Below are 18,537 nucleotides of genomic sequence, written 5' to 3'. Positions count from 1 at the left end.
AAAATAATTACAGCCAACGGGTTATTTAATTATTTTATAATGTTTTAATCCTTCTAAAATCCCTGACGATGCAGGGCTTTTTGCCACATAAATGTTTTTTGTAGTTTCATAATTGGCCAATTCTACGCTTCTGTTACCTACAATAATTCCTTTTACAGATCCTCTGAACATATCAATATCGTTTCCTGAATCGCCTGCCGCAATAACATTGGATAACGGAATAGACCATTTACGGCACAAAAATTTAATGGCATTTCCTTTTGAGGCTCTTTTGGGTATAAAATCAATAAACTCGCCATGACTCGGAATAATATTTACTTTGTACCATCCTACACCCAAAACAGCAATTAATTGGTCGTAATCGTATTTTTCTTTATCATAATAGTACGAGATTTTATAAGGATTTTGAGCTTCTTCTTCCTGCATTCGCAGCCACTTAATCTCTTTAAGACGCTTTACGATATCGTCTCTTTTCCAGCGACCTGCCAAAAATCTAGCCCAGCCTTTGTCTAAAATATACGCTGTTCCGTTGGTATAATAAATCTCTGTTCCTACAGCGCAAATAATAAAATCCGGTAAAGGAAATTGCTCTTCTTCGATTACTTTTTTTACGAGTGCTAAATTTCTTCCTGTAGCAAGCGCAAAAGCCATCTTATCCGTACGATTAACCAAATGTTCTTTTAACTCTTTTAGCCCCGGATTATTCAGTTTAGGTTCTATAAGTGTACCATCGATATCCGAGACAAACAAATGCCCTACTTTTCTTTTTAACCGGTCAATATTAATATTGGGATATTGTTGCTTTTTAATGCCGGAACCGGATGATGCTGATAAGTTTTCGTTAATCAAATCGACATATTGATTGACATGACTTAACCAGCTGTAGTGTTTTTGAATATTAATTGCGCCATTATTCGAGTAATATTTCCATTGATTTTCATTGGTCAAAATGTTACGTAGTGCTTTTTTGATCTCGTCTTCGTCTAACGGATTTACTAATTCTCCGTTCTGGCAGGTTGGAATAATTTCTGACGGTCCGCCATTTTTAGTGACAACAACGGGCAAACCTGAACTTGCTGATTCAATAACGGTTAATCCAAAGTTTTCATGCAAGGCAAGATTCACAAAAACGCCTCTTTTTTCTGCGGCATAACGATAGATAATCGAGACTTCGTTTTCGACATCGTGTTTTTTGGGGATTGCCATTTTTCCATACAAATCATATTTGTCCATCAGGAGCAAGAGATCTGTCAGAACCTCTTTTTCAGACTCGGGCATTTTTGAAATATCTTTTCTGATTCCGGCAAAAATAACCAGATTGGCAATACTTTGCAGTTCTTTGTCCTTGCCGTAAACCTCAATCAATGTATGAAGATTTTTATGGCGATCTGGTCGCGAAAGCGCCAGAATAAAAGGCTTGTGAGGATTTATTAAAAACTTTGAAATCGTTTCTGCCACCCAATATTTTCTTTGCTCCTCCTCCATTTGTTTATCAGAATCCTGTTCGCGATGGTAATAAGGAACAAATTTGCTGGTATCAATTCCGGGAGAAATGGCGTGGTATTTTCCTAATTCAAAATTTTTATAGGGTTTATAAGTTTCAATTTCCTGCTCTGTAGAGGTTACAATAAATTCTGATAATTCTAATGTTTTTTCCTCTGCCGCGATTCTTTGTTTAAACTTAAATTTCTTTTCTATTTCTTCTTCGCTTAGACCACTTTGCAGTAATTTTTCTTTTTTATGAAAACCCAGTGAATGTCCGGTATGTGCAAAAGGAATGTTTAAAATGGTAGATAATTCACTGGCAACATATCCTGCATCTCCGTAATGCGAATGGATCCAGTTGGGAAATATATCATGAAGTTTAATGTGTTGAACAATTCCGTTTACAAAGGTGTCTAAACCTTCCCATAATTGTTCTTTGGGCTTGTATTTTTTCCCCAGAAAAGGGATTCGCCTAATGTCTAGCTTTTCATTAATGATTTCGATAGGAACTGCATATTCAGGAGACAGATTTGGATCATCAATTAACCTTGTAAACACATGAACATGTTCTACATCTTCGTGTTGTGATAAAAACTCTGCAAGCTCATATACATATTTAGTCTGTCCGCCATTATCAGCATCTCTACCAATCTCTAAACCGGAACCTTTTAAGAGTCCGTGAATATTGATTAATGAAATTCGTAATTTTGTCATCATTCCGTTTTTATTTGTTAGAATTTTAAGGTACAAAAAATAAAATTGATCGTCCCGGATCCAACAAAAAATAACAGGATTATTAACACTTTAGCCTGAAATCAGTCCAAAAAAGGTCGTTTTTTTTAATTATCTTAAAAAATAGTTCTGCAACCGAAATGTATTTATTTGGGCCAAAAATGCTTGTTTAGACTCCTAAAAATAATGCTTATAACGGATTTTTATTTTCTATTTCTCATCCATTTTTCTACGGGTTCAAGCACTGTATTTACGATCGTGACCAAAAAAGTACAAATCAGGGCTTCGATAAAATAACCTGAGGCAGCAATACAACCAATAGCAGCGCTGCACCATATCGTAGCGGCAGAATTTAAGCCGTGTACATTGGGGCCTTCTCTAAAAATAACTCCTGCACCCAAAAAACCAACGCCCATAACTACCTGAGCCGTAATACGTGTAACATCTATATTGGGAGAATTTGCAGCGACTTTTATCGATAACAATACAAATGTGGCTGCTCCCGTTGCAACAAGCATATTGGTTTTTAGACCTGTTTCTTTATGATGCCATTGTCTCTCGAAACCTATAATTAAACCTGCCAATAAAGCAATTACAAGTCGGGTAAAAAATTCTGTTGTACTCAAAATTATGATTTTATAGGGTTAAAAATATTCTTACTCTTTCTTTTTTTGTTAACAACTCAAAAACTTTAAACCACTGATAACGATTATTTTAACACCTAGAAACATAGGTTTTAGAACCGGATAAAGGGGCGTTTCACTAAAATAATATCACATACGCCAGAGGAGTCAAATATTTGCTTATTTAATCTTGGTTTAAACCAGAAAGACTTATGTTTCTGGTTGTTAAATACTTTTTAAGTTTCATGAGCTTATAAGACAGGTTTAAATATAAACAATTTTCAATATTACTCAAAATGTAACGCTTCGATCGGGTCTAATTTGGATGCTTTTAAGGCGGGATAATAACCAAAGAAAATTCCGGTAATCGCACAAACCAAAAAAGAAAGTATAACCGAAGATTCAGAGATTAAAGTAGGCCAATGCAAAAAGAACTGAATCAGCTCTGAAGCAACTATCCCCAAAACAATTCCAATTAGTCCGCCTGTAAGGCTTATTAATATCGCTTCGACCAAAAATTGCAATAAAATATCTCTTCCGTTTGCCCCAATAGACATACGCAATCCTATTTCTTTGGTGCGCTCTGTAACCGAAACGTACATAATATTCATGATTCCGATTCCGCCAATCAATAACGAAATTCCCGAAATTGCGGTCAGCAATACGGTCAATAACTGACTGGTAGAACTAAAGGTATTGATTAACTCGGCTTGTGTTCTGACCGAGAAATCGTCTTCGTCTTTGACTTTCAATCGGTGTGCCGAGCGCATAATTTGCTCAATTTCATCTGTTGCAAGTTGTGTTTTGCTTTCGTCTACTGTTGAGGCATAAATATTTTGAAGGTAAATGGAGTTGGTTATCCTTTTTTGTACGGTGCTGTAGGGCGCAATAATAATATCATCCTGATCTTGCCCAAACGCATTTTCGCCTTTTGATTCTAAAACTCCAATAATCCTGAAAGGAATCTTATTAAACCTGATAATTTGCCCTATCGGGTTTACACCATACGGAAATATATTATCGACGACAGTCTGACCAATTAAACACACTTTATTTGCGGTATGCACATCTGATTCCCGAAAAGCGATTCCTTCTTTTAGCGGCCAATCTCTAATTTTCAGGTAATCGACGCTTACGCCCTGCATGCTTGTGGGCCAGTTTAGCGCACCATTGATCGCCTGCCCTTTGCTGGATACTGCCGGAGAAATAGCATTTAGGTATTTTGATTCTTTTTTCAGGGCTTCGACATCTGTAAGTGTGAGCGTTTGTACACTCGAAATATCCAGACGTGCACCAGCGGTAACATTGCTGTTGGGACGAATGGTAATCATATTTGATCCCATACTTGACAATTGATCCTGAATACTTTTTTTAGACCCCTGTCCTATTGCAACCATTGCAATTACAGAAGCTACGCCAATAATAATACCCAGCATGGTCAATAATGCCCGTAATTTATTGCGCCGTAAAGCCTTTAAGGCGATTAGAAAAAGATTAGCTATTTTCATATTTATAATCTTCATCTACATGAAAATCTGCCAGCATTTGCTTCGCCGATTTTATGTTTTGGTTATTAAAATCTTTCATAATCCTGCCGTCTCTAAGGGTAACGGTCCTGTTGCTAAATGCAGCGATATCGGGTTCGTGGGTTACAAAAATTATTGTTTTTCCCTGTGTATTTAGTTCCTGTATCAAAGCCATGATTTCGTACGAAGTCCTGGTGTCGAGATTTCCTGTTGCTTCATCGGCAAGAATCATCACGGGATCGTTTACCAAAGCTCTTGCAATGGCAACACGCTGTTGTTGCCCGCCTGAAAGCTGATTGGGAAAATGATCGAGACGATCGGCTAGTTTTACGGCTTCTAACGCATGAATGGCTCTTTCTCGTCTTTCTTTTGTCGAAATTTTGGAATTGTACAATAAAGGAAGTTCTACGTTTTCGATTGCAGATGTACGTGCCAAAAGGTTATACGATTGAAAAATAAAACCAATCTTCGTATTTCGCAAGGCTGCCAATTCATTCTTGGATAGTGATTTGACATTTACGCCATCCAGTAAATAATTCCCATCAGATGGTTTGTCCAGACAGCCCAGAATATTAAGTAAGGTCGTTTTTCCGGAACCACTGCTTCCCATTATGGTTAGAAATTCGCCTTCGATAACATCAAAAGAAATGCCTTTTAGTGCTCTAACGGTTTCAGATCCCATAGTAAATTCTCTTTTGAGGTCTTGTATTTCAAGAATCTTTTTTCCCATTACAATTTATTTTCTGTTCTCAAACGGTTTTATTATGTTGTGCATCATTGTTTTACCTTTTTCCTCCTCCGCCTCCGCCACGTTTTGGCATAAACGGACTTGCATCTGCTGCTTTGGCTCCTTTAGCTTGTTTTAATGCATTAACACCGGTAATAATTTCATCTTGTGCTGTTATTCCTTTTAGTACCTGCACATTGATATCATCATCTAGTCCGATTCTTATGTGTTTTGGAATGATCGAATCGCCTACCCGTTTCCATATAATCGCTTTTTTACGATCTGTACTATCCGGGGTTTTAGTATTCGATTGGGTATTACTTGCATATTTGCCCTTGCCGCCATTGTGATCGCGTTTATGATTGCCCAAGGACAATTTTCTAATTTTAAATTGCTTTCCTAAGGTAGAATCCGGCTGAAACGCAATTGCTTTTGCAGAGATCAGTAAGGCATTTTTTACTTCATTGGTATAAATTATAATATTGGCGGTCATTCCGGGTTTGAGTTTCAAATCGTTGTTTGGTGCATTAATAATGGTTGTATAGGTTACCACATTTGAAGAAATTGTGGGTTGCAACCGCACCTCGATCACGGTTCCTTTAAACACATCATCCGGAAAGGCATCTACGGTAAAACTCGCACTTTCTCCTACTTTTACATTTCCTACATCGGCTTCATCTACAGATGCCTGAACCTGCATCTTGGTTAGGTCTTTGGCAATACTAAATAAGGTTGGTGTGTTTAAACTCGCTGCTACAGTTTGTCCTTCGCTTACTTTTCTGGATAAAACGGTGCCGTCAATAGGCGAAAAAATAGTAGTAAACGAGAGACTTTTTTGTACAGACTTCAATTGTGCGGCAACGCTGTTTACGTTGTCTTTTGCCACTTCATACAGGTTTCTTGCAGTTTCAAAATCGGCCCTGCTAATTCCTCCTGCTTTGTATAATTCGCTTTGTCTGTTAAAATTAGATTGCTGGTAGCTCAGGTTATTTTTTGATAATTGCAAGTTTGCCGTAATTTGTTCTACTTGCGCCATCAATAACGACTGATCTATTTGTGCCAGTAATTGCCCTTTTTTTACAACTGAGTTAAAATCTACAAATACCTTTTGTATCGTGCCCGAAACCTGTGTTCCTACTGCTACAGTATCTACGGGTTGTATTTTTCCGGTGGCGGTTACACTGGTTGCAATGTCTCCATAATGAGGCTTTTCGGTAATTAGTGCTACTTGATTACCTTCTTTATGAAAAATATAATATCCTATACTTCCTATAAGTAACAACCCAATGAGGATAATGATTATTAATTTACTTTTTTTCATTTTGCTCTTTTTATAGTTTGATTGGATCTCCTTTATAGAAATCATATATTTTTAAACTCACTACAGCATTGTATTTAGACTGTATAAAATTTTGAAATGCCTGTATGTACAAATTCTTTTCCAGCAAATAATCTACCGTACTAATACCTCCCAGCCTTAATTGTTCGTTGGCGATTCGGTAATTCTCGGTATTGGCATCAAGTTGTTCCTGGGCTGCACTAAACTGAGATTGCGCATTAAGAACATTAATATAGGCTTGCTCTACTTTTTGAGAAAGTACCGTTTCTGTATTGGTAAGATTGAGTTTGGACTGATCGATTGCGATTTTTGATTTTTCGACTCCTGTTTTTGCTATTCGGTTCGTAAATACCGGAATAGTTAGTGAAAGTCCCAAACGTTGGTAAAAATTATTGTCGATCTGGGTGGGATAAGGTGTATTTTGATTGTCTGAATATCCGGATGCCAATGTTCCGCTGGCACTAAGTGTGGGCAAAAAGCTGGCTTTTGATTTTTGCAGTTGCAAATCAGCAGCTTCTTTTTCTAATTGGCTGCTTTTTATTTCCGGTCTTTGTTCTAAAGCTGTTTTTTGAGCATCTTCGAGATTTACAACCGGTAATGTGGTTTCTAAAGTTTCTGGTTTCTCAATAGTCAAATTGTATCCAGAAGGAAGTTGCAGCAGTTGTTTTAAGGTTAAAACATTCTGACGCTCGTTATTTTGTGACGTGATCAAATTATAATTGTCTGTAGCCACTTGCGCTTTTAACAATACAAAATCTTTTTTGGCAATACTTCCGGCATTGTATTTTAGTTCTCCTAATTTGAGTTGCGCCTTAGAGGTTTCTAAAATCTCGTTGAGATACACATTATTTTCTTTTGCCAAAAGAATGGTTAAATAGGATTGTGTGATTTGAATGGTAATATCATTCTCTGCCGCCTGGGCATTAAATTGAGCCGATTGGGTAAAGAGTTCTTTTTGTTTGATGTCATTGTTCAAATAACCACCGTTGTATAAAACCATTGCTGAATTTATGGCATAATTGCCCGCAAAACTCGATTGCGTCTGAAAACCACCTACAACCAAATCTGCATTTTTGGCATTGGTAAAGGTTTGCGATGCACTCCCCGACAGATTGGGATATTTCGCTGCTTTTGACAACAATAAATCCTGCTCTGTAGATTTTGTTGTTAGCCGTAATGTGTTAATTTGAATGTTTTGTTGCTTAGCATAAGCAACACATTGTTCCAGATTCCATACTGCCGGTAACTGATTTTGTTCAATCGTTTGTGCCGAAACATCTGCTGACTGAATAATAAAAATTACCATTAAAGTATTTATCATAAATGACTTCATACCTGAATTTAATTTAAATTAAAAAAAATAAATTGTAACCTGAGTCTTAGATAATAAAATTTGCTTTGTGCGTATTGTGGATTTGATCAAAAAGGGGGGATTTGATATGCTATTCATAATAATGGTAGATAAAACGAATAACTACATCAAATATAGCGATTATTTTAACACTTTTACCGATGTGATTCTCATTTTAATCATAAAAAAAAGATAAAAAAAGTATAAAAAACGGATTGCTTTTTTATTATCCTAACAGGTTTTATAAACCTGTTAGGATAAGATGTATGGTTAGCGGTATTTTCGATGTTTTTTGAGCATTACTTTATAAAACTTATGTTTTACAATTTCGGCAGAAACGATATAGGTTGCTATTAATAAAAACATCCATACATAAAGCATAAAGGGCAATTTTACAAAGTCAAACCAACCTGCAAATGGTGTAAAAGGCAATACGAGCACAAAGAGTACAATTATTGCGGTGGCAATAGACAAATATTTACCGGGCAAACTCTTAAAAAACGGTAATCTGGTTCGCACTACGAGCACTATTAAGGTAGCCGAAATTACGGATTCGATAAACCATGCGGTTTGAAATTCTTTTTCTTTGGCATGAAAAATAAACAGCAAAACGCCAAACATCAAAAAATCGAATACGGAACTTAATAAACCAAAAACAACCATAAATTTCCTGATAAACGAAATATCCCAGCGTTGCGGTGTTTGTATGTTGAGATCATCGACACGATCTGTTGCAATTGCCATTTCTGGAAAATCCGTCAAAAGATTGGTCAATAAAATTTGTTTGGGCAATAACGGCAAAAAAGGAAGAAATAACGAAGCGCCTGCCATACTGAACATATTACCAAAATTGGCGCTTGTTGCCATAAAAATATATTTCATGGTGTTGGTAAATGTTTTTCGTCCTTCGATTATACCATTTGTCAAAACATCCAGATCCTGACTTAACAATACAATATCTGCGGCTTCTTTGGCAACATCTACGGCAGTATCTACAGATATCCCCACATCTGCGGTATGCAATGCGGGAGCATCATTGATCCCGTCACCCATGAAACCTACTACATTTCCTCCGCTTTTTAATATCGCAATAATACGTTCTTTTTGGTTGGGCTCTACTTCTGCAAAGATATCGGTATGTATTGCCTGATGCATTAGTGCGGCTTTGGTCATTTTTTGCAACTCGGCACCAGTCACTATTTTAGGATCTTTTATCCCTACCTGCAAAGCGAGGCTTTTTGCTACTAATGCATTATCGCCGGTAATAATTTTAAGTTTTACGCCTAATGTATTCAGTTTGGCAATTATAGCTTCTACATTTGGTTTTGGAGGATCAAACAAGGTTATAAATCCTAAAAAGATCATATCGCTTTCGTCGTCACGACCAAAAACTGCGGTATCTTTTACGGGTTTATAAGCAACTCCTAATGTTCTGAACCCTGCTTCGCTTAGTTTTTCATATTGCGCCTGAATCGATGCTTTAGAATCGGCTATATTGGTAAGTTTTCCTTCGGCAACTTCGGCTTGACTGCATATTGATAAGATCGAATTTAAAGCTCCTTTGGTAATGGCAAAAGTTTCGCTTTTGCTTTTGACCACGATGGTCAGACGTTTTCTGATAAAATCATACGGTATCTCTGATTGTACGGTAAAAATAGGTGCGGTTTCTTTGTATGCCAGACAGATTGCTTCGTCGATAGGGTTTCGGAATCCTTGTTGCAAAGAGGCATTTAGCCAGGCATATTCCAGTACTTTGTCATTATGGTTTCCGTTGATATCCAGGGTATCTTTCAGGTTTACTTTTCCTGCGGTTATGGTTCCTGTTTTATCCGAACAAAGAATATTCATGCTTCCGATATTTTCTATAGACGAAAGTCGTTTGACGATAACTTGTAGTTTTGCCATTCTTTTTGCTCCTGTCGAAAGATTGACGCTTATAATCGCGGGAAGCAACTGTGGCGTTAAGCCTACTGCAAGCGCGAGAGAAAACAAGAAGGAATCTAATATGGGTTTATGCAGAAATACGTTTACGCCAAAAATAATAATTACGAGAACCAGCGTCACTTCCATGAGTAAATATCCAAACTTTCGTATGCCGAGTTCAAAATCTGTTTCGGGTGCTTTTGACTGCAGATTGGTTGATATTTTCCCAAATTCAGTTTGTTTTCCGGTTGCCATTACAAGTGCTGTTGCTTTTCCGCTTATAACACTTGCCCCCATAAACAGGGTGTTGCTTCTTTTAGAAAGTACCGTATTTGCGGGAAGTGGTTCGCCACTGCTTTTTTCTACAGGAAAGGTTTCTCCGGTAAATGCGGCTTCATCGACAAATAGTTCTTTTGAATCGATAATAAGGCAATCGCCCGGAATAATATCTCCGGCAGACAATGTTACAATATCTCCGGGAACTACTTCTTCGACTGCTATTTCTTTTGAAGTTCCGCTTCTGACGACACGACACTTTAAGCGAACCATTTTTAGTAATTCTTTTACGGCATTTGCAGCGCCTTTTTCCTGCCAGAATCCCAAAAAACTACTTAAAATTATGATACAAAGAATGATCACAGTGTCTGAAATGTCTCCTAGTCCTGCTGATAAAATTGCAGCAACGATAAGCAAAATAGTTATGGGACTTTTAAACTGCGAAATAAACAGGATAAACATCGAGGTATTGGCATTATTCTTTAAGGTATTTGGTCCGTATTGCTTTAACCTTCGGGCTACCTCTGCATCATCGAGCCCTTGCGGACTGGCTTTTAACTTATTGTAAGCATCTTGTGTGCTTAAATTCCAAAAACTAGTATCAACGTCAGAATTACTTTCCATAAGTTAGCTATTGAATGTTAACCATAAAGATAATCAATAACTTACTATTATTTTTTATTACTATTTTTTTTTATGATGGTTTTCTGCTTAATTTTTAGCGTATTAAGTTCTTCAAACTTTTCTAAACAAATACCCCCTTTACTAAGACAGTAAAGGGGGTATTTTTAAAATTTTCAGAATTTGATACGGGATTACTTCTTGATGAATTTCTGTACATAATTGGCTTTATCTGTTGTTACATTGATAATGTACATGCCTTTTATAAAATCGCTTACGTTAATTTGATTGTTATTAACGCTGGTATTGATTGATTTTCCTAAAATATCATAAACAGTTACGCTCAACACTTCATCTTCTGTTTGAATGTTTAGAATTTCGGAAACCGGATTAGGATAAATCGCTAATTTTAGTTTTGTAAAGCCACCTGTTCCTAAAGTAGTGGTTGTTGCATCTACAACAATAGATTGTTCGACTATTTTACCATTAGAATTAAAACGTAATACTACAGTGGCATTTCCGGTAGCTTTGGGCGTTAGGACTAACTCTTCGTTGGCATTTATTACTGCTGTAACAACATTGGCATCACTGTTTGATTTTATCGTTTTTATTATTGCTGCCGACAAATTATCTGCATCTGAAACAACTGTTTTTAAATCAATTACGGTAGCACTATTTAAAGAAACCTGCGATGGTAAAGTAGTACTTACTACAGGGGCATTGTTATCCGGAAAAACTGTTACGGCAGGAAACCAGTAATAATCGTCTAAAGTTCTGGTATTGGTTAAAGCTCCTGTTGCATCAAAAGTATGAATCCAGTTTTTTTGGTAATGTGCTCCGTATCCGCTTTCGGTTGTGTTTAGAATCAAATTATCTGAAACGGGATCAATACGCAATGCTGCCCCATAAGCAATTTGCTTATAAGTACCTGTTTGTCCCGGAATTGTTGCAAAGTTTTCATTAAATGTTTTTGTAGCCACATCAAACTTTACCACTTTTGTTCCAGATGTAAAACTATTAACAGAGTTGATCCAGAACAAAGCATTCTGTTTGGTACTGTACGTAAAACTTCCTGCATTCCAGGCTCCCCAGTCTGCTATATATTTAGTGGTAGGAATTGTATATACTGTTGTTGCAAAAGTTGTTGCCTCTATATTTAATAATTTCTGATCCTGAATTGCCCAGATACTTCCGTCTTTTGCCTGAACTATTGAGTTAAAGGATCCTGCAATTGTTTTAATTACGGTATTGGTATTTGGATCGATTACCAAAACTCCTTTGCTCTGTTTGACAGCAAATACATTTTGAGAGGTACGAATCATGTTTCCTATTTGTCCTGTCCCACCTGTGTCGGGTATTAGAGTTCCTACCTGCATGTTGGCGATATCAAAGACATAAATTCCGTTCGACTCCCCAATATATCCTGTATTTTCGTTCACTCCCAGAAAAGAGCGTCCGTCTCCGCCGCCTATGTTATCAAATCCGGCAATTCTTTGCATGTTTTGTGCATTGGCAACTACTAATCTTCCACCGGCAGTATATTTAGTATCTCCTCCATCTTTTGCCTGTTTCGAAATAAAATAAAATTTATCTCCGTAGATAGTTCCGTATTGTGTCGTAGCTCCAAAAGCTTTGTTGTCGTTTGCAGTACTATAAGTGCGGTAATTGATACTGCCATCATTGTTCACAAAATTTACAGACCCGTTGGTATGTCCAAACCATTCTTCGTTTACCATAAAAAAACCATTGGTAAAATCTGTTGCAACAACATAAGGTGTTACCGCAGTAAATGTTTCCAGAGCAGGAACCAAAACAAATGACGGACTGTAACTCCAAAGATCCCATGAACCATTTTCTAAAACACGGCTGCTTACTCCCAAACTGGAATAGCCAAAATCTTCATCAGTAGGATTTTTTACATTATAAGCCCAATAACCATTTACTGTCCACCCTGATTGCCAGTGATCAGCTGCATCTATAGCGGTGTATTGATCAAAATCGTAAGCACTGGTATTTATAATCCCATTGAGGGGATAATAAGGATACGTTACATTTGCATCTTTATAAAGTCCGTTACTATTTACGCCGTTCAGGTCAAAACCTAATCCTCCTACGGCAGAACCAAATTGTGTTCCCTGATACAATAGAGAGAAAAGACGGTGATCTGCTTTTAATATTGCTTTCATCATATCCTCGCCTGTTGCGTCACCATCCCATCTAAAACCCCACATTAAGGCATCAGAATTTTTGCCGTCGTTCCATTGCAAAACAAATGCTGCCTGATTAGCACCTGTGCCTACCCAATACTTAATATCGGCGAAAGTCGCTGTATTTGCAGCACTTTTTTTAAGCTGGCTTTTTGCTGTGTTTTTTAGTTTAAGATCATTTCTGGGCACTCCCTGAACAGTAGTAACCTGCGCATTGGTCAGAAACGCAAAAAATAATAGTAGTATTAAAAGGTAATTTTTTTTCATAGTATATTTAATTTTAAAGGTTTTATTATTTAAGGTATAAGTCATAAGCTCCTGCTACTTCTGTAGAAACTTCTCCTAACCAACCGGCTTCCTGATTGATTCCGGTGTATATTTTTATGAAATCTATCCCGGGAAGTTTTACATAATTTCCGTTTTTATCTACAGCCCAGGAGATATCAATATTAGATCCCTCATCATTGTTGGGTGCATTATCTGCATATCCAAAATCAAATGATTTGCCTACCCAATAGCTTCCGGTACCGCTTTGATCGTAAAAATTGTCTTTGATTCTAGTGCCTTTTAAGCTGTAAGATGCCTCAGTAATCCAGAGTGGGTAATAACTCTGGTCGTGAAATGCATTTTTTGTTTTATATCCTGAATTGCCCAGATTATCCTGCCATTTGCTATATTCTATATCAGTTTGCCAGTATTCCTGTCCTGCAACGGCGGGTTTATTGCTATCGGGTTTAAAATACGTAACACTGTAATTTTTTAGTGTTGTGTTTATAAAATACTCGCTTCCTGCAATTTCGTACCATTCGTCTTCATCGGGTTTTCCGTTTTTATTTTTGTCGTAAGCCACTACAATAATTCCGGGTTCGCAAGATCCTGAACGCTCTGCCGTGGCTTCGCTTCCCCAAAAGGCGTTTCCTAAAACCTTAAAATCCCTGCCGTTCATATTGGGTATCGTATGGTCAAAACCAAATACGACATAACCGCCAAAACCGCCCAATGAGACCATGGTGGTGTTAGACCCAACGAGTGCTTTTTTTGCTGCACTTATAAGGTTGGCGTCTGTATTTCCGGGTAGGTATTGAGGGATTTCATTTGTAAACTGCCCCATTGCCGGACGAAAATCAAATACATTCGAGATATATTTGCTATAAGTTCCCGCCTCTTTTATGACATTAATAAAGCTGGTGTATGTTTTTATAACTCCGTTGCCTTCTACTCTTAATCTCAAGGAATAGTTTTTTAGATACGGACTGATAAAATCAAGTTGTGCATTTTCTGAAATTACAGAATCATTGACGCTCCATGTTAATTTTGAATTGGTACCCAGATCAGGATTAATATTTAACACCTTAAAACGGTCGATCGTGTAGCTGTCTTTAAGTACAACCAAAGGTTCTTCGATGCCTAAATCTTCTTCTTTATCTGTTCCACAGGCAATAAAGCCGAGTAGAAAAACGGTAAACAAAGTGATTTTTAAAATTTTGAAAGGCTTTTTTTTCATCTTCATAAAATTTTAATATTAAATACAACTGCCTTTAGAAATCGGAATAAAGCGTAAAGTTTTTTTCATGTTTTTTGATTTTTGAGATTTTAATTTTTGGTTATAAAAGCAATATGGGCCGGAATATTTCCTGCTGTAGTTTTCCATTTTAGTTTTCCTTCGGGTGTAAAACAATAGATATAACCTGTTACAACATAGTTTTGAGCATCGGTGATGTAAATTTCTTTTGTTTCGGGATTTACCTGAAGTCCGTACGGAATCATAATTTTCTTATCCGTTCCATCTGTAATGAGTTTGTCGCTGATTACTTTTTTGGTTTTTGTATCCAATATTCCATAGGTTACTTTATTGCTATTGGTCAGGTAGCTCCACGAAACACTATAGAAATACAATAAATCGTCTACGAGACACATTCCTGAAACCGGAATATCGAGTTGTAGTTTCTTCTCGTCTGTTTTGGAGTCAATTACATAAAGATTCGAAGGTATGTTGTAATAATCTCCGCGGGAACTTACATAAATATCTCCCCGGCTGTCTATTTGCATGCTATTGAGGTTTATGCCTACGTCTATTTTTTTTGTTTCGGTAAAACTCTCCAAATCCACTACAGATAGGGTCCGATCGTAATTAGGGACTCTGTAACCTCCGGAATTTGCGACATACAATTTGCCATTATGAACCACCATTTGTTCGGGCTGATATCCTACCGTTACTTTTCTTTTTATTTCTAATGAGGCAGTATCAATCTCTGCCACAAAACCAATCTCTGCATTTGGGTTTATAGCGACAGGACCGGAATAAGAGCTTACATAGGCTTTGTTTTTGTAAAAAGCCATATAACGACAATTGGGAATGTCTATTTTTTTGATGCGCTTTGCAGTCCATTTTTCGATCACTTCGACTTTATTCGAGCAATTGATTACGGCATAAACTTTGTTGCCATAAATTTTTATATCGTTGCCTACATCTCCCAGTTCTTTTACAACTGTAGGGTTTCGTTCAGAATAAATATCGGTTGTATAGTTTCCGGTTCTGTAATTAAAAATGTCTATACTCGCTCTGTTCATGCCCATATTGCCCTCGTTAAGCAGGTAAAAACCTTCGATTTTACCATCGCTTCTTGGTGCGGCAACGCCTTGGTCTGTAGACGGAAAAATGGTTTCTTCTTCCCGGCAGGAAACAAAAGCAAGGGCTATAAATAAACCAAGGATTATTTTTGTGGTTGTTTTTTTCATAGCGCAATACTTATTATAAATTTCATTGTACGTCCCGGCATTGGATAATTGTATATTACCTCATAATTTTGATTGAGGACATTGTTTAGTTCTATTGCTCCTTTTAATTGGTAATGATGAATTGCAAAAGATTTCTGTACCGCCAGATCATGTGTATACCAAGGCTGCACTTCGTTAATTTTTATGTTGTTGACATTACCGTTGTAGCGTTTGCCTACATAGATAAAACTGTAGTTAAAATTCCAGGATTTATAATTGGCATTTAATATTCCTGAGCCACTACTCCAGGGTGTATAAGGTATCTGGTCTCCATAAGAAGACAGTTCGAGACCTGCAAATTTTGTATAATCTCTACTTTCAGAATAGGTATAGGTAAGATTAGCAGCCAGATCGACTTTGCCAATATGGGTTTCCATGCTTACAACAGATTCAACTCCTTTGCCTCGTACCTGCCCAATGTTGGTCATCATCCAACGGAACAAATTGCCTGTTGGCGCTGCTACTATTTTGTCTTTGGTATTGGTGTAATAGCCATCGACCTGAATCGAAAATTTGTCGAAAAATCCTTTTTCTACCGGCAAATTATAGGTAAACCCAACATCATATTGGTTCATGTATTCAGGCCTTAAGGTACTTGAGCCAACCATAGTATAGTACAAATCATTGAAAGTAGGCATCCTGAAAATTCGTTTTGCAAATGCCCTCAGATTAAAATCATAATCTTTAAAGGGTGTATAACCTAAAAATAATGCAGGTGTAAATTCTGTTTTATCAGGTGGTTTTGCATTATATCGCACTTCTTCCTGTACATGAGTCCCCACAACACTACCCAAAACTTTAAAACCTCCAAGTCTGTAGGTACTTGCAAGAGAAAACAATGCGGTATAACGTTGCGGAAATGAAAATTGAGTCTGGATGCCTTTTCTGGTTGCGTTAAGACGATTGTATTGAAAATCTGTAGATAACGAAATATCCCATGCAGGTAATATACTGTACATATTTACTGCTGATAAGTAGTATTCCTGCTGGTAATAACTATCATCAGACTGTGCTCCTTCGGTTACGATTTCGCCTAATATATTGGTGGTATCTCTGGCTACATAATGGGTATAATCATAAGCATATTTTGCTCTTGCCTGAAACTTATATCTTTTGGTAAAATCTTTGACTAAAGATGCCTGCGTAAAAAAATTCTTGTCGTATTGCCTGTAACCGTCAGAAAATTTATTCTCTACAATGGCTCCGGGTGCACCCCGATCTGAATCATAATAATAAACTTTGGCATCCCAGGAGCCATTGTTTATTTTTCCGTAAAGACCGGATTCAAATCTAAAAGCTTCTATATCACTGTTCATTCTGGTAGCAGTTGTATCATAGGCTACCGTGCCATCGAGATTGTTTCTTTTGTATCTGAATTTATATTGACCGTTAGATTTTATATATTCTGAACTTACGCTCATACTAACTTTATCGCCCAATTTTTGTTCCCATCGAAAAGACGGATTATTATAGTTGATAGACATGGTTTTGTAACGAACCAATAAATTCGTTTTTTTACCGCCAACAAAAACAGGACGTTTTGTTCTTAAATAAATGGTTGAAGCTGCTGCAAAGTCTTTTGCCGACTGAAATATTTCGCTTTTCTGACCATTGTACATCGTCAGGGACTCCATATCGTCTAAGGAGTATTTGCCTAAATCGGTCACCCCGTTTTGTGCGTTTCCTAACTGTATTCCATCATAAAAAACACCTACATGATGGGTACCCATATTACGTACATCGACGGTTTTAAGACCGCCAAGACCTCCATAATCTTTTATTTGTGTACCGGCAAAATACCTCAGGGCATCTGCAACGTTATGGCTGGCTAAATTTTCCAGTAATTTTCCCGAAAGGGTTTGTACGGGTATTACTTCCTGATATGGTTTTGCTTTTAGTATTACTTCTTTCAGAATGCGCAAACTATCATTAGATACTTGCGAATGCAGTAATAATGGGGCAAACAATATAAAAATAAATAAGAGTAATTTTTTTGTATTATACATCACTGATTTAATTAAATAAACCTCGGGGATGTAATAATCAAATAGCAATAAGACATAGGCCTGTTATACCATAACAGGTCAGTTCTTGTTGTTCAACTTTATTCCTCGAAAGTCTTAAACTATGTGATTGTGGCAGGTCTCCTGACTTGTTCCATCTTTAAACAACCTTCCCATTCGCGGTGGCAAACAGTGGCATTAGTACCGTTTAAAGACTTATATAGAACTTACAGTAGCGGGTCTGTTCAGGATTTGCACCTGATTCCCTTTTAACTATTTTTTTTGTGAAATTTTTAAAAAAATAGACCAAAATCTGCCGTAAAGATAGAACTATCTTTATAAAAACAAGTATTACTGCGTAAAATTACATTTATCACAATAATTTAAGAAATAACGAGACTATCAGACCAATGAGTTAAAAACTCATCGAATCGAATTGCAGGGCGCAATATCCAATTAAAAATATTATCTGAAAATTGATATGGTGTCTGCCAGATTTTCTTTGCAGATAAACGCTTTTATAAATTCCTGAACTTCATTTGTAGTTTCTGAAGGGGTTGCAAAAGAATTAATATGAAATTCATCATCCTGATCCAGAATATGTATAATTTCTGTATATCCTTTTGAGATTAAACTGCCCTTTAATTTTATAATATTCAACTGTTGTTGACTATCTAACTCCTTGCGGACTTTTAGTTTTATAGCTTTTTCCATGGTAAATATTTTTAAATTATTAGACTTAGATCTATTATCAAATATAAATATTAATTAAATAAGAATATTCATAAATTTCTCCTATAAATCATTATTTATCAACACAGTAATAAACAATCGTTTGATAAATTGTTATTAATTTTACAAAATCTTAATGGGATTATTAAAAAAAAATGACTAACTATAAATCTTACAAAACAGTATCTCTGTCTGGGTTTACAAAGTATCTGTA

At 36.7% G+C, this 18,537-nt stretch carries 12 protein-coding genes and 1 riboswitch; all 12 genes read right to left on the bottom strand.

Annotation, left to right across the window (positions count from 1 at the left end):
* Positions 1 to 21: 21 nt before the first annotated feature.
* Positions 22 to 2,202, bottom strand: coding sequence for an HAD-IIB family hydrolase (locus B0A64_RS15940; RefSeq protein ID WP_089480494.1), 2,181 nt, complete (start codon positions 2,200 to 2,202; stop codon positions 22 to 24).
* Positions 2,203 to 2,420: 218 nt separating this feature from the next.
* Entirely contained in the window at positions 2,421 to 2,843 is a 423-nt protein-coding gene (locus B0A64_RS15935; RefSeq protein WP_089480493.1) for an MgtC/SapB family protein, read from the bottom strand.
* Positions 2,844 to 3,127: 284 nt separating this feature from the next.
* A complete protein-coding gene (locus B0A64_RS15930; RefSeq protein WP_089480492.1) occupies positions 3,128 to 4,348 on the bottom strand; it encodes an ABC transporter permease in 1,221 nt (406 codons plus the stop codon).
* Complete coding sequence (locus B0A64_RS15925) at positions 4,335 to 5,096, bottom strand: ABC transporter ATP-binding protein (RefSeq protein ID WP_089480491.1); 762 nt, start codon at positions 5,094 to 5,096, stop codon at positions 4,335 to 4,337. The genes B0A64_RS15930 and B0A64_RS15925 overlap by 14 nt, the downstream gene beginning before the upstream one ends.
* A 52-nt stretch (positions 5,097 to 5,148) precedes the next feature.
* Positions 5,149 to 6,414 carry an efflux RND transporter periplasmic adaptor subunit gene (locus B0A64_RS15920; protein WP_089480547.1) on the bottom strand — a complete coding sequence of 422 codons (1,266 nt, stop codon included), beginning with the start codon at positions 6,412 to 6,414 and terminating at the stop codon, positions 5,149 to 5,151.
* Positions 6,415 to 6,424: 10 nt separating this feature from the next.
* Positions 6,425 to 7,765, bottom strand: coding sequence for a TolC family protein (locus tag B0A64_RS15915; protein ID WP_244285429.1), 1,341 nt, complete (start codon positions 7,763 to 7,765; stop codon positions 6,425 to 6,427).
* 288 nt (positions 7,766 to 8,053) lie between these two features.
* Positions 8,054 to 10,606 carry a magnesium-translocating P-type ATPase gene (gene mgtA, locus B0A64_RS15910; RefSeq protein WP_089480489.1) on the bottom strand — a complete coding sequence of 851 codons (2,553 nt, stop codon included), beginning with the start codon at positions 10,604 to 10,606 and terminating at the stop codon, positions 8,054 to 8,056.
* A 191-nt stretch (positions 10,607 to 10,797) separates the two neighbouring features.
* The gene (locus B0A64_RS15905; protein WP_089480546.1) at positions 10,798 to 13,077 is read right to left on the bottom strand and encodes a DUF5074 domain-containing protein; all 2,280 of its coding nucleotides are present in this window, start codon (positions 13,075 to 13,077) and stop codon (positions 10,798 to 10,800) included.
* A gap of 25 nt (positions 13,078 to 13,102) precedes the next feature.
* A complete protein-coding gene (locus B0A64_RS15900; RefSeq protein WP_089480488.1) occupies positions 13,103 to 14,314 on the bottom strand; it encodes a cell surface protein in 1,212 nt (403 codons plus the stop codon).
* Between the two features lie 89 nt (positions 14,315 to 14,403).
* Complete coding sequence (locus B0A64_RS15895) at positions 14,404 to 15,549, bottom strand: YncE family protein (protein WP_089480487.1); 1,146 nt, start codon at positions 15,547 to 15,549, stop codon at positions 14,404 to 14,406.
* Positions 15,546 to 17,594, bottom strand: coding sequence for a TonB-dependent receptor (locus B0A64_RS15890; protein ID WP_089480486.1), 2,049 nt, complete (start codon positions 17,592 to 17,594; stop codon positions 15,546 to 15,548). The genes B0A64_RS15895 and B0A64_RS15890 overlap by 4 nt, the downstream gene beginning before the upstream one ends.
* Before the next feature lie 114 nt (positions 17,595 to 17,708).
* Positions 17,709 to 17,917, bottom strand: a riboswitch (cobalamin riboswitch).
* Between the two features lie 139 nt (positions 17,918 to 18,056).
* A complete protein-coding gene (locus tag B0A64_RS15885; protein WP_089480485.1) occupies positions 18,057 to 18,305 on the bottom strand; it encodes a hypothetical protein in 249 nt (82 codons plus the stop codon).
* Positions 18,306 to 18,537: the final 232 nt, after the last annotated feature.

It is taken from the genome of Flavobacterium araucananum (assembly GCF_002222055.1).
Lineage (GTDB): Bacteria > Bacteroidota > Bacteroidia > Flavobacteriales > Flavobacteriaceae > Flavobacterium > Flavobacterium araucananum.
Note: the sequence above shows the minus strand (reverse complement) of the source record. Positions and strands in the feature narration are given on the sequence as shown.

Excerpts from the sequence above, each read along its gene's own strand:
- B0A64_RS15900 (WP_089480488.1), bottom strand. The coding sequence starts at position 14,314 with ATGAAAAAAAAGCCTTTCAAAATTTTAAAAATCACTTTGTTTACCGTT.
- B0A64_RS15920 (WP_089480547.1), bottom strand. The coding sequence starts at position 6,414 with ATGAAAAAAAGTAAATTAATAATCATTATCCTCATTGGGTTGTTACTT.
- B0A64_RS15885 (WP_089480485.1), bottom strand. The coding sequence starts at position 18,305 with ATGGAAAAAGCTATAAAACTAAAAGTCCGCAAGGAGTTAGATAGTCAA.
- B0A64_RS15925 (WP_089480491.1), bottom strand. The coding sequence starts at position 5,096 with ATGGGAAAAAAGATTCTTGAAATACAAGACCTCAAAAGAGAATTTACT.
- B0A64_RS15890 (WP_089480486.1), bottom strand. The coding sequence starts at position 17,594 with ATGTATAATACAAAAAAATTACTCTTATTTATTTTTATATTGTTTGCC.
- B0A64_RS15895 (WP_089480487.1), bottom strand. The coding sequence starts at position 15,549 with ATGAAAAAAACAACCACAAAAATAATCCTTGGTTTATTTATAGCCCTT.
- B0A64_RS15915 (WP_244285429.1), bottom strand. The coding sequence starts at position 7,765 with ATGAAGTCATTTATGATAAATACTTTAATGGTAATTTTTATTATTCAG.
- B0A64_RS15940 (WP_089480494.1), bottom strand. The coding sequence starts at position 2,202 with ATGATGACAAAATTACGAATTTCATTAATCAATATTCACGGACTCTTA.
- mgtA (WP_089480489.1), bottom strand. The coding sequence starts at position 10,606 with ATGGAAAGTAATTCTGACGTTGATACTAGTTTTTGGAATTTAAGCACA.
- B0A64_RS15930 (WP_089480492.1), bottom strand. The coding sequence starts at position 4,348 with ATGAAAATAGCTAATCTTTTTCTAATCGCCTTAAAGGCTTTACGGCGC.
- B0A64_RS15905 (WP_089480546.1), bottom strand. The coding sequence starts at position 13,077 with ATGAAAAAAAATTACCTTTTAATACTACTATTATTTTTTGCGTTTCTG.